Annotated in this window: 17 protein-coding genes; 4 read left to right on the top strand and 13 right to left on the bottom strand. The window is 66.0% G+C overall.

Annotated elements, in window-relative coordinates:
- A partial coding sequence (locus OO67_RS33780) for a DUF5753 domain-containing protein (protein WP_033305658.1) occupies positions 1-508 on the top strand: 508 nt, incomplete at its 5' end.
- Here the strand turns inward: OO67_RS33780 and OO67_RS33775 are convergent.
- From OO67_RS33775 to OO67_RS37425, 6 genes are all read right to left on the bottom strand, one after another.
- Entirely contained in the window at positions 495-1316 is an 822-nt protein-coding gene (locus OO67_RS33775) for an SAM-dependent methyltransferase (protein WP_033305646.1), read from the bottom strand. The two genes, OO67_RS33780 and OO67_RS33775, sit on opposite strands and share 14 nt — an antisense overlap.
- Before the next feature lie 149 nt (positions 1317-1465).
- Positions 1466-1984: a sigma factor-like helix-turn-helix DNA-binding protein gene (locus OO67_RS33770; RefSeq protein ID WP_167748690.1), complete on the bottom strand. Its 519-nt coding sequence runs from the start codon at positions 1982-1984 to the stop codon at positions 1466-1468.
- A gap of 5 nt (positions 1985-1989) precedes the next feature.
- Complete coding sequence (locus OO67_RS33765) at positions 1990-3096, bottom strand: helix-turn-helix domain-containing protein (protein WP_033305644.1); 1107 nt, start codon at positions 3094-3096, stop codon at positions 1990-1992.
- 131 nt (positions 3097-3227) lie between these two features.
- A complete protein-coding gene (locus OO67_RS33760) occupies positions 3228-3500 on the bottom strand; it encodes a hypothetical protein (RefSeq protein ID WP_033305643.1) in 273 nt (90 codons plus the stop codon).
- Between the two features lie 1284 nt (positions 3501-4784).
- Positions 4785-6245 (bottom strand): UvrD-helicase domain-containing protein, encoded by a 1461-nt coding sequence (locus OO67_RS33755; protein ID WP_033305657.1) that lies wholly within the window; start codon positions 6243-6245, stop codon positions 4785-4787.
- A 315-nt stretch (positions 6246-6560) separates the two neighbouring features.
- Positions 6561-6824: a helix-turn-helix transcriptional regulator gene (locus tag OO67_RS37425; protein WP_078598464.1), complete on the bottom strand. Its 264-nt coding sequence runs from the start codon at positions 6822-6824 to the stop codon at positions 6561-6563.
- A 523-nt stretch (positions 6825-7347) separates the two neighbouring features.
- Here OO67_RS37425 and OO67_RS38380 point away from each other — a divergent pair.
- On the top strand, positions 7348-8016 hold the full coding sequence (locus OO67_RS38380) for a hypothetical protein (protein WP_157841765.1): 669 nt from the start codon (positions 7348-7350) through the stop codon (positions 8014-8016).
- A 341-nt stretch (positions 8017-8357) separates the two neighbouring features.
- Here the strand turns inward: OO67_RS38380 and OO67_RS33745 are convergent, their stop codons facing one another.
- The 7 genes from OO67_RS33745 to OO67_RS33715 all read right to left on the bottom strand — a co-directional run bounded on the left by OO67_RS33745 (position 8358) and on the right by OO67_RS33715 (position 16855).
- Entirely contained in the window at positions 8358-8909 is a 552-nt protein-coding gene (locus OO67_RS33745) for an SUKH-4 family immunity protein (RefSeq protein ID WP_033305642.1), read from the bottom strand.
- Positions 8910-8934: 25 nt separating this feature from the next.
- On the bottom strand, positions 8935-10497 hold the full coding sequence (locus OO67_RS33740; protein WP_033305641.1) for a WXG100-like domain-containing protein: 1563 nt from the start codon (positions 10495-10497) through the stop codon (positions 8935-8937).
- Between the two features lie 84 nt (positions 10498-10581).
- Positions 10582-12366 (bottom strand): ATP-binding protein, encoded by a 1785-nt coding sequence (locus OO67_RS33735; RefSeq protein WP_033305640.1) that lies wholly within the window; start codon positions 12364-12366, stop codon positions 10582-10584.
- Between the two features lie 17 nt (positions 12367-12383).
- Entirely contained in the window at positions 12384-13253 is an 870-nt protein-coding gene (locus OO67_RS33730) for an SUKH-4 family immunity protein (RefSeq protein WP_033305639.1), read from the bottom strand.
- Positions 13254-13363: 110 nt separating this feature from the next.
- A complete protein-coding gene (locus OO67_RS33725; protein ID WP_033305638.1) occupies positions 13364-14077 on the bottom strand; it encodes a hypothetical protein in 714 nt (237 codons plus the stop codon).
- The gene (locus OO67_RS33720; RefSeq protein WP_033305637.1) at positions 14077-16230 is read right to left on the bottom strand and encodes a hypothetical protein; all 2154 of its coding nucleotides are present in this window, start codon (positions 16228-16230) and stop codon (positions 14077-14079) included. Before OO67_RS33720 ends, OO67_RS33725 begins: the two co-directional genes overlap by 1 nt.
- A gap of 22 nt (positions 16231-16252) precedes the next feature.
- Positions 16253-16855, bottom strand: a complete 603-nt coding sequence (locus OO67_RS33715; protein ID WP_033305636.1) for a hypothetical protein — start codon at positions 16853-16855, stop codon at positions 16253-16255.
- 1780 nt (positions 16856-18635) lie between these two features.
- On the opposite strand from OO67_RS33715, the gene OO67_RS33710 reads away from it, so the two are divergent.
- The gene (locus OO67_RS33710) at positions 18636-19133 is read left to right on the top strand and encodes a hypothetical protein (RefSeq protein WP_033305635.1); all 498 of its coding nucleotides are present in this window, start codon (positions 18636-18638) and stop codon (positions 19131-19133) included.
- A 251-nt stretch (positions 19134-19384) separates the two neighbouring features.
- A complete protein-coding gene (locus OO67_RS33705) occupies positions 19385-20053 on the top strand; it encodes a hypothetical protein (RefSeq protein ID WP_033305634.1) in 669 nt (222 codons plus the stop codon).
- Positions 20054-20071: the final 18 nt, after the last annotated feature.

Raw genomic sequence — 20071 nt, 5'->3', positions numbered from 1 at the left:
TTATGAGGTGCAGCTGGTTCCGGGCCTGTTGCAGACCGAGGAGTACGCCCACGCGGTGACCGTGAGCGGTGTGCCGCTGGCAACACTGAAGGAAGTCCAAGCCCGGGTCGGCCTACGAAAGCGGCGCCAGGAACTGCTGCAACGAAGTTCCGCACCGACCTTGTGGGCGGTGGTCGATTGGCCGGTGCTGCACCGCCCCCTGGGGGGCGCCGGGTTGATGCGCCGCCAGCTGGAGCACCTCATCCAGATATCGCATTCCCCCAACATCAAGCTTCAGGTGCTTCCGCCGGACTGTCTGGCCATCGGCACTCCGGTGACGTTGCTGCGGTTCGGGCTGGCTGATCTGCCGGACGTGGTCTACCTGGAGCACCCGACCGGCGCGAACTACATCGACAAAGGCGAGGACACGGCGCAGTACCGGTCCATGCTGGATCACCTGTCTATGACTGCGCTTTCACCGGCTCAAACTCTCAGCGAGCTGAAGAAGACTGCCTTCAGCATGCGCTAGACGGCTTCTGGCCGATTCCACCGACCTCCTGCAGCGGACCGCGGACGGGTCTGCCCTGCATGTCGTCGGGCCTCCACAAGGCCACGTCCGTCACGCCGGGGGTGAGCAGATTCAGCCCGCGGAAGAGGGTTCTGGCTTCGCGGGCGGAGCCCACATGACCCCATTGCCCGCCCGTAGCGTCATGCATGACGGAATCGATCTTGTTCGCCAGGTCCGTTTCATGGCTGATGAGCTGGCTGGCGACCAAGAAGCTTCCTGGCGGCAGAGCGTCGATCAGGCAGGCGACGGCCTGCTCGCAGCCCGTCCTGTCGGGAAGGGTGTGCAGGAGGGATACGGCGAGTACGGCAACAGGCTTGGTGAGGTCGAGCAGGTTGCTGATGTCAGGGTGGTCGAGGATTCCGGGCGCTTGGGCCAAGTCTCCTTGGATCACCGTGGTGCCGGCCTGTTCCATCAGAGCTCGCCCGTGAGCGACTACCATCGGGTCACGGTCGATGTAGACGACTCTGCTTGCGGGACGCGCACGGCGGGCGGTCGTATGCGTGTTCTCCCAGCTCGGCAGCCCGCATCCGAACTCGACGTATTGGTCGATGCCGTAGGTGAGTGCCAGGGACCTGACCGCCCGGAGCCGGAACTGGCGCTGTGCGCAGGCTAAGGACCGGGTCTGCGGAGCCTGGTCCATCAGGCGCTGGCAGGCCTCCCGGTCGGCGGGGTAATGATCTTTCCCGCCGAGTAAGTAGTCATACATTCGGGGGACGCTCGCCACGTTGAGATCGATTGTTTCCGGCAGGAACCCGCATCCTCGAACCATAAAATCTCTCACCCGTAGCCGTGCATCGTCTACCCGGTAACGAGCATGTCACGACCGGCTACGGTGGCGTGGGGCAAGTTGGGTGTCAAGACAGCCATTGCCTCAACTTCCACATGCCATTGGCATATGACGATGCACTTGGGTTCCTCTCAGCGGAAAACCGGTGTGGCGTCGCGGCGTTGTCGGTCCTGGGCCTGGAGGCTGTCGAGGGCTTTCGCCAGCTCGAGAGCCACCTCGCTCTCTTTCATGCCCATCAGTTCCGCCGTCTCGCCGCGGCTCAGGCTCAGCCGGTATCGCAGGAGGACAACATCAGCCTGGCTGGGGGGTAGGGCAAGGTGCGCAGCGTCGCCGATCCGGCGCCGTCGCGCCTGGTCTGCTTCACTCAGAGCCCATGCCACCTGGGCGGTGAGCATTTTCCATGCCACGCGGGAGGGCCGGTCGCTGGCGATCACACTGGGCCAGACCACGACCAGCGCGCTGAGTACCGACTCGACGATCTGCCGCGCCCGGCCGGCGTCGAGTGATCTCGCTTGCGCGTAGCGCACATAGCGCTCCTGGTAGCACAAGCAGAATGCGGTGAATTCGACGGGCAGGGTGAGTGTCAGGGGTGGGCGGTTCTGAATGCCGAAGCCGTCGGCTGAGGCTGGAGCCGGTGCGGGCCATGGCACAGGCCTCACAGCAGATCCTCGCAGTCGAATCGCGCACCGTCGCTGCGGTTGCTGCTCGGTTGGGGGTCGCAGGCGTTGAGGAAGGCGGTGTAGACCGCTTCCCACAAGGGGCGGATGTCAGCCGGGCATCCGCCGACGGCGGTGACGAAGCGGCCTGTCTTCTCCCAGGTCGGAATGCGTCCGCCGTCGAGGATGCGCTCTGCGGTCTCGATGTCGATCTCGCCGCTGGACAGTTCGCAGATTCTCTTGGTATCCGGCCTGCCTGCCGCGAGGTGTAGGCCCTGCAATGCCGCGTAGAGGCGTGCGTTCGACTCGAGGAGATCCTGCGGCGGTGCGGCCATGCCGTTGGCGCTCTCCCACATCGCCCTCAGCGCCATGGGGTCCTCGCCGAAGACCTCGACCAGTTGGCACACCACAGGCCAGGAAGGAGTGCGCTGCACGGACAGAATGCGCGAGACGTAGGAGCGAGAGAGGTCGGTTGAGTCGGCGACCTCCTGGATGCTCAGGCCGCTGGCTTGGTGCAGGTGGGCCAGGGCCTGGGCAAGCTGACGGGCAGCCCGGCTCGCGGAAGCCGGGCCGGCCTCGGCCTCGCGCACTGCGGATGCGGGTGAGGGCTGGGCCTGGCGGGCGCGCTGACGTTCCACGGACCGTAGCGCGATACGGCGCATCACTTCGCTTTCACCCCATCGGGTGCGAGCGGTGCTCTCACTCACGCAGGCCGCGCGGGCGATCTCCTCCCAACTGCTCCCCTTGCGGCGGGCGTCACGAGCAGCGGCACCCATGTAGTACTCCGCCTCCTTCGTGACTGCCGCGGCCCGTGACAGTAACTCTGCGACTCCTTGCCCCTCGTACTCCGCGTCGAGCAGGTCCGAGGCCAGGGTCAGCAGCTCTTCGGCAATCACCCGGGCGAGGGGCCGCCCGGCGTGTGCGGTCGCTGCACCGGCAGCACCCCGCCCGTCGCGCTCCTTCTGAGCACGCTGCCTGCACTCGATCGTGCAGTAGATCCTCTTGCGTCCGCGCCCGGCTCGTTGTTCCATGCCCTGCCCGCAGTACCGACACTGCGAACGCTGTTCGGTTGCTCCGCCCGTCATTTCTTTCACCCGCCTGATCATTCCGTTTTCTTTCCCGACCGCGCGACCCGCGCCCTCGCCGAAAGGAGGAATATGAGCTTCCGGTCGGCGAGGGGAGCGGGCGTGCCCGCTGCTGCGCCCCCACAACGGGTGGCGCAGAAACCGGACTTGGGTCAGCTCAGGGAAAGGCGCTGGTAGCGGAGGCAGGAGCGGCGCACGCCCATGAACAGGGCGCCGACGAGAGCCGCCGCGGCGGGCTCCTCCCAGGACTCCGTGATCAGGATGATCGCGAGAACGGGAACAGCCAAAAAAGCTCCCATCTGGACCGTGACATCCCAGGCGACAGCCGTGAGAGTTTCGCCCGCTGTAAAGCGCGGAATGTTAGCGTCGTGACCTGCCGCGCGCTGGGGAATGCGCGTGGTAGCGATGAAGCGGTCGAGAGACATGCTCTTCCTTCTGTGGAGAGGCGTGCTTGGTCGTGGAACACGAGGGGGCCCTGGAGTTGCTGGGAAGGCGGCCTGGGGCCCCACTCGCGTCACGGAACGCTACAGCCCCGCACCAGCCGTTATCCATTTGATCGGCTAAAAGTCGCAAACCCCCGGCACGGCGGCAGAGAAAATACGGTGTGCCTGGGGCACGCACTCCACTAGAAGCGATCGGTTCTCGGTCAAATACGTTCACTGACGCCCATTTTTGACTGATTCAAAAATCGTTTCGGTGCGTCATGCAATTGTGCGTACGTGACGGTCTCGCGCGGGTGCTAGTGACCAAGATCTCTTGCGGCACTCGGTGCCTGTACGCTTCTCGCATTCGCGGTGCCCTGGCCTGCGGTTGCACTGCCTGGGCGGCACTGCGTGTCTCGACAGGGGCGCTACTCGTTAGTGGCGGCGTCGACTTTCTGAGCGCCTAGCACATACGCGCCGCACCAACAGGGTCGACGTGACCGCCCAGTCACAACGCCGTCCCGGCCCGAAACAGGCAACCAAGCCTTTCAGTCGGAGCAGCCGCTGCCCGAACGGTGACCCGCTCCTGCCCTCACCCCCAGGGCACCGCGGGAGGATGAACCTCGTGCCTCTGTCCCTCACTTCAGTCCGGACGGCGCGCACATCCTGGGTATCGCGTGGACTTTCGTGGTGTCATCGAGCCCCTGGACCAGGGCCGGGACCGAAGGCGGGGAGCTGGTACTCGCTGATCCCGCGTGACGCGGCGGCAAGCCTCACAAGTGGGCCGCCCCATATTCCGCCTGACTGTGGCACTTGGGCTATCGCAGGGCCTGAGCGTGGGCGAAGTTGTGCCCTACCGTGCGGGGCTGCCGGCGGCACGGGGCCAAAGCCGATGCAAGGCGTGCAATTGGAATGGCTGGCCGGGCAGTGTTCGCGCAGTTGCGTGGAGCTGAGGCGCAGCAGTTGCACGGGCTCGGCCGGTGGGTGGCGGCGCGTGCGGATCACCTGTCCGCGCACGGTGATGAGCGGTCGTGGGCTGGCTCGGAGCACGTTGCCGGTGGTCGCGTACCTCGGTGAACCCGAGGTACGCGACATCGGGGGTGCGGGTGAAGGGCGCGGCACGCCGCGAACCGCGGGTGGGCGAGGCTGCTTGCTACTGGCGGGGTGACCGCCGCCCGGTCCTTCAGCGACGACCGCGTGGTGGTTTCTTGAGCGGTCGAGCAGGCTGTGCCGCCTTGAGCGGATCGCGTCACTGGTCACCAGCAGTGGGCGGCGAGCTTGTGTGCTCTACGGGTTGCCATCGGGATGTTGGTGGATCCAGGACAGGCCGCCGAGGTCGAGGCGGTTTCGGCTTCGAGTGACGGCGACGTAGGCGAGGCGTGCTTCTGCCCTGTCGATCGGGCCGGGAACGGGGACGCCGTTCGCGTCTTTCTCGTCGGTGTCTTTTGGGGGGAGGAAGTCGTCGGCGATTCTCACGTGCTCCCATTCCCGGCCTTTGGCCCGGTGGGCGGTGGAGATGGTGATCTGGGCGTGCGTTTCAGGGGCGAGCTGATCTACTGCTTCGAGGACTACTTCCGTGCCGTGTTCGTCGATCAGGTCGACGAACGGTCGCAGGTCGCGGCCGGCGGGGTCGTGCTCGGCATACTCCTGAAGTTCTCGCCAGGAGGGGAAGAGGAGCAGCTCTGGGTGCCAAGTGCGGCGGCCTTCTTTGAGGTCGCGGGCGGCGGTGGCCAGCGCGCGCAGGCTCTCCCCGCCTCCGGCCAGTGCGACGCGCTGGCCGGAGGCGAGGTGTTTCATGACTTCGGTCATGGCGCCAACGTTGGTGCGGCACAGCACCGCGTCAGGGTTTTGGACGGCGCCTAGTTCGGTGGGGATGGCAGGGGTGCCGGACAGGCGGATGGGTGCGTTCGCGATGGCGAGCCATCGGTTGGCTTCGGAGGCGAGGCGGGGGCCGAAGCGGAAGGACTGTGACAGGGAGAGTGCGGTGCCGTCGAAGCCGGTCATGATGTCGCGGGCTCCGCGCCATCCGTAGATGGCTTGGGCGGAATCGCCGACCACGACGAGTTGGGCGTGGGTGCGCTGGGTGGTGAAGACCTGCTCGAGGACGGGGTTGGTGTCCTGTGCTTCGTCGAGCAGGAGGTAGTCGGCGTCGATTCTAGGGCCGGACAAGGCCCACATTTTAAGGTAGTGGTCGTGGTCGAAGCGGACGCTGCCTGCGTCGGGGTTTTGCAGGTCGGCCCAGGCCTTGCGCGCGAATTGCATTACGCAGTCGACGAGTTGGGCGTGGTGGTCAGCGTCCTCGATACCGCGTAGGGGTGGGACGTGGTGATCGGCGATGACGGGGTCGGCGGACTGGCAGTAGCGCGTTACCGTGCGCAGTACCGCGTGGGAGAGAGCCCTGGGCGATACCTCTTGGTGTGCGATGTGGAGGCTTCTGGTGATGCCGAGGGCCATGCCGATTTTCCATCCCGCCTGGCGCGGACCGCCCAGGCGGCGGGCGTAGCGGTGGCCGATTGCTGCGTAGGCGAGTGCGTGCGCCGTTTTGCAGGTGACGCTGGAAGGGAAGCGTTTCGCGGCGTCGAGGGCGATGGGCTTGTTGAACGCGATGTATCGCCCGTGGCGCGAAGTGGTGCCGGCGAGCAGGACGAGTGTGCTGGTTTTTCCGGTACCGGCGCCGGCCTGTAGAGACAGGTGATCGCCGGCTTCGAAGGCGTCGGCGGCTGCGGTCTGTTCGGCGGTGGGAATCAGCACCCGGTGCTCCATGTGACGGTGCAGTGTGCGCGCGCGGGCGGCACAGTCGAAGGGGGTGAGGCATTCAGGGCGCCGAACACCCCGGTCTCCGGGGAGGGTGCCTCGGAGGAGGAGTGAGGGAGCTGGGGGTGGCGTGGTCTGGTGCTGTGGTGCATGGCGTGAAGGTGGCAGGTGCCACGCCGTCGACTGCGGCAAGCATGCCGATTTGTCCTACGGATGGCTCATGCCCTGGGAACTGCCATGCGTTTTCACGAACAGGGATTCGTGAGGGATCTCAGTTCGGGTGATCTCTGCGGACAGTCCGCTCCGGGGCTATCGGGCAGGGCAGGCGGGAGGCTCGTGCCCTTCGCAGAGGCGTCCAAGAAGGTGGTCGACCGATACCTCAAGGGCGTGGGCGAGTGCGTGCCAGCTCTTGAGAGATCCGATGGTGCGACCCTGCTCGATCTCGATGAGAGTGCGTCTGGCCAGGCCGCTGCGGTGGGCGAGCTCCTCGTAGGTCCAGCCGCGTTCGCTCCTCAGTCGCGCAAGCTCCAAGCGGAGGGCGATGAGGTTTGGATCGGGCGGGAAGGTTGTCACCTCCCCAGTCGAAGGTGCAGAGCCTTGCCCTGTCAGTGCAGACCTCTGCCCTATTTTCGCTGGTGACCGCAGCGCCGTGAGGGCAGACGTCTGCACTACTGTGCGGCCACTGCCTGTGCAGCGGCACCGCCTGGGCAGGCCCACATAGTGAAGTCAGGGGAAGAGAGAGAGCCTCATGAGGCCGTCCACGACGCATCTCGCAGTGCGGCGGACCTGGACCGTGCAGCTTCGCCCGGAGCTCGGCGGCCCAGTACTCCACTGCCCCCAGTGTCTGTCCTCGACGTCGGCCGCGCGGGTGGCAGTACCCGGCGTGCTGGCCCACCTGGCCCAGCACGCCCGCCGTGACACGCTGCCGGCCCACCTGCGTACCTGCCAGTGCCATGCGCGCGGCCGCCGCTGGCACCATCGTCACCGCGGCTGCGACGGGCCGGTCCTGCTCGTCCTGGCCCGGGAGGACGGCGGCCGTCTTTGGCGACTTGCCGATGTATGTGCTGCCTGCGCCGCCGCCACGAGACACGCAGCTGTGGTTCCCGACACCGCTCTCGCCTCCCGGGAGAACGGCCTTCTGCCGCCCAACTATGGACAGGCTCGGAGGCAACAGCCCGCCGACGGCCCGTCCAAGCAATTGCGGGTACGGGAGATGCTCAGCTACCTCGGTGTCGCTCTTCCCGTACACATCGGCGCTACAGCCCGCCTGATCGCTCTCCAGTGCACGCTGAGGTCTACCCCGCAGGGGTACGTGCGCATCCCTGGCGGCCTCCTGCGCGGCATGCGACTGGACGACGCGGCTTATGCACGCCAGGATCTGGAAGACGCCGGCTGGCTGCACGTGTTTCCACGCTGGCCGCAGGCCCGACAACAGGGCCTCACCGCTCAGCTGCTGGACGCCACCGTGTGGTCCCAGGCTCCCGGCCGACTAGCCCGGGCCCGGGCGGCGGACTGGGCCCTGCGGGTCTGCAGCACACCGCAGCTCCGTGGCCTCGAGGTAACGCCAAGACTGCTAGGCCTGACCCTCACCGCCTACGCAGAGGGCGAGAACCCCCGCACCTGCATCGAGGCCGAGGCACTCACCCGGACGTGCGCGCTGGACGCCACCGATCACAGCCGCGTCCTGGATCTGCTGCTCTGTACAGGTTTCCTGTCATCCTGGTCCTGCGACCCGCACACAGGAGATCTGGAATGGTCCAACTGAGCGCGTCCCCGGGGTGAAGGCTCGGGTGAGTGGCGGTGATACTCCTCGTGCGGGTACACCAGCGGTCGCCATGACGGCTTTCGGAAAGCCAGGCAGGGCGAGGTGCACCAGGGCGGGCAGGTCGACCTACGCACTGAGCACACGAAAGGACCCTTCCACCATCAGAGATGTCGGGCCAGCCGGGCGGCGGCCGATTCGATGGCGGCGAAACGGCCTCAAGTGGGCTGCTACACCTCGCCAGCCCTGTCGGCCGTAGGCCTTGTCGGACGGATCAGATGGTCATCTATCACTCACGGACTCGATGCGGTGTTGCTGCTGGAGGAGCACCGGTTGAGGGCCGCTCACCAGGAGCCTTCGAAAATTTCTTCGAAGATGATGTTCCACTCTGAGATGGGGTCCTCAAAGGGGGTGTCGTCGAACTGTTTGATCTTGGCGTGTGTCTGCTGCGCGAGGGCTTCCTCGTCGTCGGCTTCGTCGCGCTCTGCATGATAGGTCTGCAACGCGCAGAGGCTGTAGATCAGGGACTCGACATCACGGTGGATGAGGAGGTGCCGTGAATTTCCTTCTGGGAAGGCATAGATGTGTTCGGTGTCGGGGTCCAGGGCCAGGATGGAGTCGTTGAAGTAGCCCAGGACGAGCCATCTTTGCGCCTCGGCAGGGTAGGGCCGCCCTGTAGTTTCGAGGAACTCACCGAGATACACGGATTCTTGGCTGGGATTCTTCACGTCCATACGTGAAAGGAAGAGGTCGTCGTGCGGGAGGCCCACCTCGTGCAGGATGCGCATCGAGCGGGACAGCTCGGCAGGATCCTGTTGTTCCTCTCGGGGGAACATGACGATTCCCTTGAGTCCGAACAGGCGGATGATCTCGTCTGAACTGACGGAGTAGCTCATGGGTTGACCTTACTTGTGCTTGGCGTTACCGGCCGTGCGCCGTCTTCAACTTGTCTACGTAGGCCTTGTGTAGCGCGTTCCCTTCTTCTCTGTTTCCGTTGAGCTGGTCGTAGGGGACTGCGTCAGTTACTTTGGTGTCTGCCCCGAAGTGTTTGGCGAGCCATGCGTCGCAGCGGCTGTTGCGTTTTTGGCATGGCGCCCGTTCGGTGAATACTTCGTCGAGCCCGTCTTGTTTTCCTCTACGGATGAGAGAATATCCGATGACGCGTTCGGAGTGCATGCCGCGGTCGCTTCGGCCGATGAGGATGAGTTCTTTGTTCTTGTCCGAGGGGTCAATATATCTTCCTGCGGCGTAATTATGCTTCGTCTCGTAGTCATTGTTGGCGTAGCGGGCGAGTTGCGTCGCCTGCCCCAGTGGATCCTTGTACGGGTCGACGCGGCTTGATGTGACGACTTTGGTTTCGTCGTCCTGGACGCCGACTTCCCTCTTCTCAGCTCTGCTCTCCGGTCGCCATGCCTTTCCGTCGGACTCAAGAAGGTCATGGATTCCTGATGTGTCTTTCTTGTCGACATCCTTCAACGTACCGTCGGGGAGCAGTTGTTGAACCGTTCCGTCCTTGGAGAGGAGGTACATGGGTACGTCTTTGCCGTCGTCGTCCTTCTTGCCGGGACTGCAGGCATCGACCTCACCTTTGACGTGTTTGTCGGTTTCGTCGTTGCTGCGTTTGGTCTTGTCGAGGCCGGTGACGTTCTTCTCGATCTCCTTGTGCATGGAGTGCGCGGTGGCCTCGACTTTGTCCTCGGCCTTGTCGATGGCGGCTCCAAATTTAGCGAAGCGGTCGTCCTTCTTCGTAACGAGGCTGCGCTTCGACCGATTGTCCTTGAAGTTTTTCTTCTTGTCGTGGAGCTTTCCCTGTTCCTTGCCGAGTTGGTCGATGGCGTCGGCGAACTCGGCGAACTCGATCCAGAGGTCCTGGCCGACCGAGTCGAGCCCTTCCGGGAGGAGGGCTCCGTTCTTGTCGTGGCCTTGAGAGGAGGTCGTGTCGTCGAACAGGCCTTCCAGTTTCGTCAGGATCTCGCCTTCGATCTTTTCGACTGCGAGGTCTATGAGCTGGGAGACGAGGAGGTCGATGGCTTCTCTGACCGCCATCTTCAGGGCCAGGGCTGCTCCGGCTCCCAGCAGAGCGGATAGACCGCCGGTGAAGATGGCGCCGATGAGCCCCCCGGCAACAGCGGCGGCGGCCGCGCTGAGGTCGGCGATTACCGCGATCTTGCAGGTGGTGACGTACCCGGCGCCGGTGTCCATGGCGCCGGCCAGCAGGTCCATGGCGTCGGCGAGGTGCTTCATGTCCTGGCCGGAGACCTTGCCCCAGCGCTGCCTGAACGCGTCCACGGCCAGGCCCTTGCTGCGTCCGGCAAGGACGTTGCTGCAGGCTCTGTTGGCGTCTCGGATGGTGTCCCGCAGCTCTTCGGCGAACTCGCGGTACTCCCGGGCCGTGTCCGTGAGTTGGTCTTCGTCGATGTCAGGCCAGTCGACGCCGACCATCTCCATGATGTCGCGCAGGTCTTCGGGCAGTTGTATGCCCACCTGTCACACCCCCGTGTTCAGGTCGCTCCGGTCTTTCGCTGTGATCCACTGTAGAGGGCGCACGCCTGTGGTGAGCTGCTGTTATTAGTCGTTGTGGGCGGGTTGAGGATGTGGAACGAGTGTGGTCATGCAGTCGTCCATGCCGATCATGACGCGAGGCTCCCCTGCACTGGTGCGGAGGCAGCAGACCGCCCGGACGGGTGGTCCCGGGCGGAAGGGCAGGATGACTCCGCTGTCGAGGTTGATGTATTGGACCAGGCCGTCGGCCCAAGCGGCTGCAAGCTCTGCGGGATGCCCTTCGTCGCTGCTGGCACCGAGGTCGACGACACGGTCCGGCCGATGGAGCAGAGGTTCGGGCATCGGTGGTGTGCCTGGACTCCACGCCCGGATCCGGCCGTCGGCCCCCCCGGAGTAGACGAGCGTGGGGCCCGTTCCTTCAAGTGCGAGTCCGGCCAGGGCGGTAACGGGGCCGTCGTGCAGCACGTGGGAGGTCACGTCGACGACGTCTTCTTTCAGGCGAAGGGCGTGGACGTGGCCGCTGCTGTCTCCGAAAACTGCGCCGTCCGGCAGGGACGCGGCAGCCGTCAGCGTCGCTCCTGGAATCCGTGTTGGGAAAGTCAGTGCGACTCGGCGTAGTTGTGTCCAGGGTTCTGCTTCGGGTTCCAGCAGGGCTTGCAGGCCCGGTCTGCTGGGTGGAGCCTCACCGACGAGGCTGACGCCACCGAAGTCGTCTACCGCGACGACTGTTCCGTCGGGAAGACAAAGGACTGCTGCGGTGGGGCGGTTGTGGCTGGATGTCAGCCGGCCTGTGGCCGCGCCGTCGGCGTGGTCGAGCACGCGTACGTCGCCGAGGTGGTCGGCGCACAGCACCCGCTGTGCGTAGCGGGCAGCTCCCGTGCAGAGCGCGGTTGTGGGGCCGGGCCAGTACGAGTTCGTGTTCTTCCGTGTGGAGGTATGTGCGACGCGCCACGGCTCGGGTCGGGCCAGGTCGTGCAGGACGCGGCGGGTGTCGGCTGCTGTGGTGCTGTCGAGCGCGGCGAGCAGCGTCAACGCGCGGGTCGAGGGGGTGTCGCAGGCGCAGAGGGACTGGCCTGCGCGTAGCCAGGCGCGGCCGAGGTCGCTTGCTCGTTCTGCGATGGCGGGCTGTTGGTCGAGCCAGGCGGTGACAGTATGGGGGTCCGCTTGCACGAGGGACTGGGCGGTGAAGGCGAAGGGCGCCTGGCCGGACTGGGGTTCAGTCTTCCGCTCGGTCTGTACGGCCAGGCCGGGCAGCGGGTAGCAGTGTTCTGTGTCGGCAGCGGAATTGGCTGTCTGGGCCCAGCGGCGGAAGCCGTCCGGGTCGGTCCATCGGGGGTGGGTGAGGTCCATGACCGCCGGTTGCAGGGTGTGCCCGAGGAGTTGTTCGGTGCAGGGTGCTCCGGTGCGGGACTCGATGATCAGTTTCACGTGGGTGATCTGCAGGAGCGGCTGGATCAGCTGCTCGAGGATGGCTTCCGGTGCGTGGGAGAGGTGCAGGTCGCACAGGATGAGAACGGTGTGCCGCTTGTCTCTGGTGACGGCTGCGACAAGTTCGCCGGGTGCACGTGCTGGCAGTCTCAGGTGGTCCGCCAGGAGCCAGGCGGCCCCGCGGAGGCCGACGCCGGTGAGCGGGGCTACCGCGTGGATGCGGCGGTTGCTGGGGTCTGGGGAGGTTGTGCCGCCGTGCTCGAGGAGCCATGCCAGCAGGTGGGACTTGCCTGCGCCTGTGGGTCCCGTGAGGATGCAGAGCTGTGGGGAATGAGGGTCGGTGAGCCATGTGAGCAGCGCTGAGGCTGCGGGTTCCCTGCCGGCGCCCGGCTTGCGCAGGCGAAGACCAGTCCTGTCGGACACTGCACTCCCCCGGTCGGCTACTGCTGTTGGCCAGCCTGCTGAGCAGCGTACAAGATCGTCTGCTTCAGCCCTTCCTCGCGTGATTGTGCTGTCACGCCGTAGTCGAAGCTGTGGGTGAACTGGGCTGAGGGAAAGAGCTGTTGCATCCATTGTGCGCAGTAGTGGCCGGGCATGAGGCAGGGTTGCAGTTCGCAGTAGACGCGGGTGACGTCTTGTGGGCGGACCCCCGATGCTGACAGGCGCTGCCAGATGCGCTCCTCGGGGTGGAGCTGGCCGGGGCCCGTGCTGTCGGTGACGACTTCCTTGCGGCCTTCGGGCAGCTTGAACTCGAAGGAGGCCGAGAACGGGAAGTTCAGGGTGTGCCGGACGTCGTCCAGGACTCGGGGCCACCAGCTTTCCCGTTCGGCGAAGGCCAGGGGGTCGAGGTCCTTGAGTCCTGTCATGAGGCTGTGAAGGATGGGGAGCGCGTCTTGAAGGCCGTCTGCAGCGGCGAGGCGCGGCAGGCCGCGGTCGAGCAGCACCAGCGCTTCGTTGAACAGATCCACGCTTGCGCTGACGTACATGTCCGGAATCACCTCGGACAGGAAGACGGCTTGGACGGCACCGTCCGGCCTGACGCACAGCTCGGCGCCTCCATCCGTGCCCAGACGCAGCCAGCGGCTGAGCGTGCCGGGCGGGGACGGACGCTTTTGCTGGGAGGCGAACGCTGCGAGTTGGGCGGCGTCATTGGTGGCCGCCGCGCGGAAGTAGGGCGCGACAGCGACCGGAACACCCTGGTCTCGCAGCGTGCGGACAACGTCCTCAGGCACCGGGGCGCCGTGGAGGGATACGGGGTGGAATCGGCGGACTCCGTCAGTGCCGAAATGCGTGGTGATCGATCCGGTCATGATTACGAATTGCTCCTCGATGTGATCTCGAAGGTCAAGTCAGACCTGGGGTTGCCCTCGTTTTGTCCCGGTTATGACGCGGGGGCAGCGGCCTGCGGGTGGTTTGAGGGTCAGCGTGAGCGCCAGGTGCGGATTTCCAGGTGGGTGATGTGGGCGTCGGGGTGGATGCGGCCGGTTTCGACGAGCCACTGGTGAATGGCGGACGTGACGTCTCCGCCGGACTGGTCGACGCGGCGGGCGAAGTCCCCCGCTTCGAAGCCGCCGGTGGCGGCGGATCCGTAGGAGCGCTCTTCGGTGTGGTCGGTGCGCTGGATGACATCGCGGCGGATACCGGGTGAGTCGGTGCGGCTTCCGGAGGCGTGGACGTAGCCGGTCTTTGCGAGGCGCACGGTGAAGGCCAAGCGCAGGCCCTGGCGGGCGGCTTCAGCGATGAGGGGGCGTAGGCGGGCGGATCCGGAAGCGATGGCCTGTGCTCCGGCGCGTCCGGTGCCGGTGCCGGTGGGGGTGATGAGGAGTGCTTTGGTGCGGACGCGGGCTTTGGTGCCGGCGGCGGTGGTGCGGCGGGTGATGTGCCCGGCTGCGATGGCCGCGAGCTCGGTCAGTTCGGTGATGCCTGCGCTCTGGACAGCGGCGAGGACCTGGGTGAGGGCCGGGACGAAGGCTGCGCCTTTGTTCTTTGTGTAGAACTGGGAGACGAGGGAGGGGTCTCGGTTGATGATGCGGGCGATGTCGCGTTTGGTGTAGCCGGCTGCCTGGAGCTGGTCGGCGAGCTGGGCTGCGTCGTTGAGTTGTGGTGCGGGGGCGCGTCGGCGGCGGGGCGGCATCAGGACCCCTCGTTGTTACTCGTGGTCTGCAATGTGGTGCGGCCCTTGTCGCGCAGGGTCAGGAGTTCGTCCTCTGTGGTGGGGGCGGTGAGGGGGCCGGTGAGGTGGCCCTTGTTCAGGTAGTCGCCGGGCTGGCCGTGGTAGGGCCAGGCCTGGGGCTGGGTGAGGTAGACGGCGTCGGTGCGGAAGGCGACGACGCTGCCGGGCGGGGCGTGGAGGGCGCCTGCGTAGGTGTTGTCGTCGCGGTGGCGCTGGGAGAGCAGGGCGGCTCGCGCGGAGGACCAGATGTGGGCGGCCCATTCGGGGTGGGCGTTGGGGTCGCGGGTGAAGCCGGTGGGGCGTTGCCAGGTGATGGTCTGGTCGTCGAAGCCGATGATCTCGGCGTCGGTGGGGACGTCACGTTCTGCGGTGCGGGGGGTGGTGCCGGTGACGGTGCGGGGGCGTTGGGCGAAGGCGCCGATGCCGTAGAGGAGGACGGCGCGGACGGCGCGGGCGGCGAGGTGGGCTGCGGTGCGCTGGTCGGGGTCGCCGTTGAGGTCGGCCTGGGCAGTGAGGGAAGACCAGGCTTCCTTGAGCTTCTTGGACCAGTCGTCCAGGGGTTTGCCGTCGTCGAAGAGGATGCCGTCGAGAATTTCGATCTTCCACGGGCTGCGCGGGTTGGACAAGGCGGTGTGGATTTCGGGTCCGCCCGCCCAAGTGGTGAACGTGGTGCCGGGGGTGGCCGGGTAGTGCCAGGCCCGGTCTCCGGGAGCGGGCGCGGGGAGCATTCCGACGTGGTCCCAGGTCTCGGGGACGGTGACGCGAACGTGCCAGTGCCCGCAGGCGAACAGTGCCTTCGTTTGTTCCCTTTCCGACCAGGCGGCGAACCTGGTGGCGGTGATACGGCGGGGGGTACCGACTCCGGCTTTCCAAGTGTGTTTGGCGTAGGCGAAGGTGCGGTCGTACTCGACCAGGGCGGGGAGCTGGGCGGGAACGCGGGGCGGGGTGATGAGTTCGGTGCGGCCCTGCCCCGCGGTAGCGTGGAAGAGGCTGCGGAGCTCTTCGGACAGAACGGGGTAGCCGTCCGCGTACTGGCCCTTGGTCGGGATCGTGCGGGTCCACAGGTCACGGCCGGTCTGGGACGGTGAGCCCATCAGGACGGCGTCGGGCCAGTGGCGGCGCAGGGCCTTCCACAGCAGGACGAACGCGTCACGGATGACGGCGGGCTCCGCCCCGTCGGCGTCGAACCACTCCCCCGCCGACCGGATCTCGACATGCTGCTCGCCGTGTTCGCGCTGGTAGCGGCCGACGGGGTTGCGGGGGTGGACGAAGTGGCCGGCCATCCGGTCCCGACCGCGCCCGGTGTCCGTGCGCCAGCCGGGTGTGGGGGCGTTCAGCCAGGCGGCGACGGTGTCCTTGAGGAAGGGGTGCTGGTCGGCCTGCCGGTGCCAGGGGGCGCCCGCGGTGATGTAGATCCGCTCGACGCCGCCGGGCAGGACGTGGAAAACGGTATTGAGGATTTCTGCGGCGCTGGCAGTAGGCAGGTCGATGCGGAACGTCTGGTCGCGGTAAACCAGCACACCGGTGTGCGTGTCGAGGAAGACGGTGCTGCGGGCCTGCTGGGTGAAGTTCGGGTGCGTGGAGGCGAGGTTCGCGGTGTGGGCGAACCAACGGTCGCCATCGTGGCCTTCGGGGATGTCGGGCAAGGTCCGTAGTGCTGCGGTGGGCACGGATGGTGCGGCTGGCGGGGCTGCCAGCTCTGCCGGTGAAGTGGCAGAGGTCGGTGCGGGCCGTTCAGGGATCACGGCAGGTTGGGGGGTCGGGCGGGTCATCGCTGGAGCGCTCGGGCCTGTCGGCGCCGGCCGGTCCTCAGTGCCTTCCAGGGCTGTGGCATGGGCGGGTCCGGGTGACGGGGGCGTCGGAGCGGGGTTTTCCTGTGCTGTGGCGGTGAGCCGGTCGGGGGCGAGGATAGGGGCGATCGCCACGATGTCGGCCAGGCTGAGCCCCGCGGCGGGAGCAATGCGCTCCGCCTTCGCCTTCTCGTATCCCGCGAGTGCGGTGATCTTGCGGGCGCGGTCCGTCTCCAGTTTCTCCAGCGCGGCCTGCGCTTTCCTGATGCCGTCCCGCAGGACGCGCAGCTCGGCCAGCTCCGCGTTGTAGGTCTTTGCGTCCATCACGATTCCTTGTACCTGCAGGTCAGTTGGCGGAAAGACTTCCGGTGGAGACGTAGGCGACAGTGCCGCCCGAGTGGGAAGGCAGACGGGTGCCCAGAAGGAGGTCAGCGACGTCCCGGTCAGCCTGCCGCGGTGCGGTCAGGTGCTTGACCGGGGTGGCCAGATCGGTGACGTACCCGGCCAGGACAGCGTCCGGGAAGACGTGCCGCCCGTCCTCCCTCTTCTCCCACGTCCCCAGGCCAGTCAGGACGGCCACCACGTAGCCGGACAGGGTCACTGGGAGTACTCCCCCGGCGGCCACACTGGTGGCATCGCAGCGCCATCCGCCCCTCAAGCTCTCCAGGAGATCCTCGGGGGCAAGCCTGGACGAGAAGCCGGTCCGCTGCCCGTCAGGACCACCGGCCTGGCGGGCAGCGTCAACACGCAGCACACCGATCTCCTTCACATCCAGGTGATCCACGGGAGCGAAAGGACGCTCCCGCAGAGCCTGTACGACCTGCAGAGGAGTCATCACCCGCACACCTCGGCGGGAGAGACCGGGCAGGACCTCTGCAGTGATGAGGCGGCGGAAAGTAGTGATGGCGCAGCCGAGTTCCTCAGCAGCCTGCCCCGTCGTAAGCAGCATTGCCTGGCTCCTCACCGATCGAGGCTCTGTCCTTGCGAACGTACCGCCAACCCTCTCCCCAGGCAAGCCCACTCAATTATCTGATCTGGCTTGTATCTGGTTCGGGAATAGGCAAAACCGATCGGCAACCGGCCTGTGGCCCGCCGTCCCCGGCCCGAAGCCGCGAACCGCTCGGTGCGCAGCTTCCGGTGAAGGGGAGTTGGCAGGGGTGGTGCGGGGACGCAAGCCCGGCACCGCACGGCCTCCGCGCTGCAGCTTCACCCCGGCTCGGCCAAGGCTCTCTTCATTGAGATTCTTCGAGATGGCCACCGATCGGGTAACGGCCTGCGCAGCGCAATGAACAAGGCCCCCGAGCTGTTGATCGAGATGTCTGACGTATCGCGATGAGCCGCCATGCGGCCGAGAGACAACGGCAGTTAGTGACAGCATCGTCGTCAAGGTAAAGGTAGCAGCAAGTGCGGGAGAGCCAGGAGTGCTTACGCCTTCTTCGAGCTGAAAGCGCCGCCGCCCCTTCGGCTTCGTCGGCCCCGGTGCAGCGGCGTTCACGCCGGTAAAGAAGTGCGCTCGCGCCGGGCCCGGTTGGCAGGCGAGAGGTGCCATCGGTGGAACGGCTTCACACCGCCGGAAGGTCATAGAGCGGGTGGCACGGTGAACGAGCACCACCGGTCGCGGCCTGCACGCCTACCGCACGAGCAGCCGGTAGGCCGGCCGGACAGAAGGAACAGGAAGCCACTGTATCGGCCGGTGCCTGCGTGCAGGTTCTGCCGCCCTCAGAACCCCTCCTGTTGCGCCCGGCGGTATGCCAGTTGGAGCAGCGTGAATGTTCCTGCGTCTCCCCCAGCGTCCGGGTGCCACTTCCGTACCGCAGCCTTGTAGAGCTGCTGGGCTGTGCGTTCGTCCGAGGCCGTCGTTTGCGCGAGTTCCCTCAGCAGGGGAAGAATTCTTGGGGTGGGCAGGGGTTTCTTGCTTGAAAGGGCCGCCAGTTCGGCGTGGAATCGCTCGCGTTGCCCCTGCCGCGGCCGCGCAGACGCCCTCTCGGCGTGCTGATCCCGGGCCTGTCGGCGCCAGGAAGCCTGCTTGCAGGCATCCGAGCAGAACCGGGGTAGCCGACCTGGCTTGGGAGGGCGGTTCCAGGACATGCCGCAGTGGCGGCACTCCAGTCTTTGTACCGGCGCATCTTCGCCCGTGGGAACCGATCGCTCGCGTCTAGCCATTGTTTTCTCTCTCAACTGCTTCTGCGCTTCGGGCGATTAGTAAATCGTTTCGAACATAGATAACACGTTCCGTTCGATTGAGTATCGTAACGCTACCTACACACAGAGCAAACCAGCATCTTCTCGTCCGTCCTGTTCATTGCCGATTCCTGAAGGTGCCAGGCGGTCGGATTTATCGTAACGAGGCAGGTTTCAAACAGGCGCCCTGGCGGCTCCCTGCGCCGCTGCGGGACCGATTCCGAAGGGTAGGCCATGGCCCGCTCGATACACCGCGAGGCCAGACAGCACAGTTCACCCGGCACCGTCCAGGGATGCCGCGAGCTACCGTCACAGCTGATGGAAAGAGGGAGTCAACCTTGACCCTCCGGGCATTCACCCATGCGGGTGATGGCAATAGGGAAGGTGTCCGACGGTAGGCGCGCCCAGGAATACGGGGGTAGTTCAGTGCTGGCGGGATGGGAGAGAGGTTCCATCCCATCAGGAAGTTGCTAGGTAGGTGGCGGGACCGCTATATGGTCTGCTGCGCAGGGAAGGTCTTTTACGACTGTGCCGGAAGGAGATGCCCAGTGAACGTGACCAGGCGGAAGCTGTGGGCTACCCAGCTGGCGCGGCATGCCGCAGAGGACAGAGAACTGCTCCGCAGGGCGACGGCTGAGCGTCAGGCTGCCGAGGAAGCGCTGCGGTCGGCGAAGGAGCGGGAGGATTTGGTGGCCTTGATGGCTACGGCTTCCGGCACTGCTCTGTCGAAGGCTGAGGCCTGGCTGTCGGCACTGGACGAGCCGCTGGCCGAGGGCGAGACCGGTGTCGCTGATCCCGTCGCGGAAGCGGTGCCGTGCTCACAGCCGCGGGTCTCCGTCGCTGCCGTCATCCAGGACTTTCTGCGGATGCAAGTCGAGGCAACGTACGCGGAGATCAAGGATGAGGTCGGGAAGATGCGTCCCGACGTCAAAGCGGAGAACTGCGCCCGAGACCTGAACCGCATGGTAAAGCGCGGCATTCTCACGCGTCCCCGGACCGGTTCATACCGGCTTGCTGTCAAGGAGTCCGAGCCAGTGCGTTCTTGAAAGATCATGCCCTGGCGTGCGCGTATAAGCACGGGATGCCGCCGAAGTGAGGTTCGGCGGCCCCGGCTGCGCATGTTTAGGCCCCACGCGCACCGTCACTATAGCGAGACCTGGTGTCGGAAGGCGCGGTGCTTCATACCAACGTGTCTGTACTTACGAAAGAGGCCCCACGTGATGATCTTTATGACCGGTGACGGCATCGGCCGCTCCCTCTGTTTCGCCGGCCGTCAGGCTGTGCGGGAGGTAGAGCAGTGACCAGCACGCACCAGACCCGTCAGCTGTTTCCTACCAGCCGCGCGAGCACTCCGATTCAGTGGGCGGTCTCCCTCGATCTGGCAACGCTGAGCGGACCGGAAAGGCGTTCGGTCAGCTCCCGCGAACTCGCCGGCCGTTCGGGGCTGGGGCAGGACACAGTCGCGGAGATCATGGCGTTCCTGGGGACGGTCGGTCTTGTCGAAGGCACACGGCAAGAGTGCGCCGCAACGGTGGCGGGCTGGGAGATCGCGACGGCTTGCAGGAAGGACGAGACCCAGGGGCGCCTGCTGCTTCTGCCTCTCTTTCTGAAGCACTGGTCCGTGCCGCTCGTATACGGCATGCTTCTTGACGCGCCGGTCGAGCAGACGGTATTGGTGAGCCGCCTCCGGGGAGCCACCGGCATCGCCGCCCGCAGGGCTCAGTACCTCGTCGAGTGGTTGATGCTGGCGCTGGTTCTTCGCCAGGATCCAGCGATGCGGATCTCGCCGTCGGCGGCGTGCACCATCGCCCTGCCGTCCGCCCCACCCACGGTTGAGGTGGCTGCCGAGGAATCGTCTGGTCTGCTGATGGGCCTGACCTTTGCGGAGTTGAGGAGCCTGCCTCCCGAGCACTACGTCGCCCTGCTCAAGCAGGTGCCCGCTCTGTACGATCTCGATCCCGTCTGACGCCGCGTGGGGCGAAGC

Origin of the sequence: Streptomyces atroolivaceus, assembly GCF_000717025.1 — a bacterium.
Classification (GTDB): Bacteria; Actinomycetota; Actinomycetes; order Streptomycetales; family Streptomycetaceae; genus Streptomyces; species Streptomyces atroolivaceus.
The sequence above is the reverse complement of the archived record's forward strand: the minus strand, read 5'-3'. Positions and strand labels throughout refer to the sequence as shown.

Coding starts and splice junctions, on each gene's coding strand:
- OO67_RS33725 (WP_033305638.1), bottom strand. CDS start 14,077: ATGCCGCCCCGCCGCCGACGCGCCCCCGCACCACAACTCAACGACGCA.
- OO67_RS33765 (WP_033305644.1), bottom strand. CDS start 3,096: ATGATCAGGCGGGTGAAAGAAATGACGGGCGGAGCAACCGAACAGCGT.
- OO67_RS33720 (WP_033305637.1), bottom strand. CDS start 16,230: ATGGACGCAAAGACCTACAACGCGGAGCTGGCCGAGCTGCGCGTCCTG.
- OO67_RS33775 (WP_033305646.1), bottom strand. CDS start 1,316: ATGGTTCGAGGATGCGGGTTCCTGCCGGAAACAATCGATCTCAACGTG.
- OO67_RS33745 (WP_033305642.1), bottom strand. CDS start 8,909: ATGAGCTACTCCGTCAGTTCAGACGAGATCATCCGCCTGTTCGGACTC.
- OO67_RS33730 (WP_033305639.1), bottom strand. CDS start 13,253: ATGACCGGATCGATCACCACGCATTTCGGCACTGACGGAGTCCGCCGA.
- OO67_RS33760 (WP_033305643.1), bottom strand. CDS start 3,500: ATGTCTCTCGACCGCTTCATCGCTACCACGCGCATTCCCCAGCGCGCG.
- OO67_RS33715 (WP_033305636.1), bottom strand. CDS start 16,855: ATGCTGCTTACGACGGGGCAGGCTGCTGAGGAACTCGGCTGCGCCATC.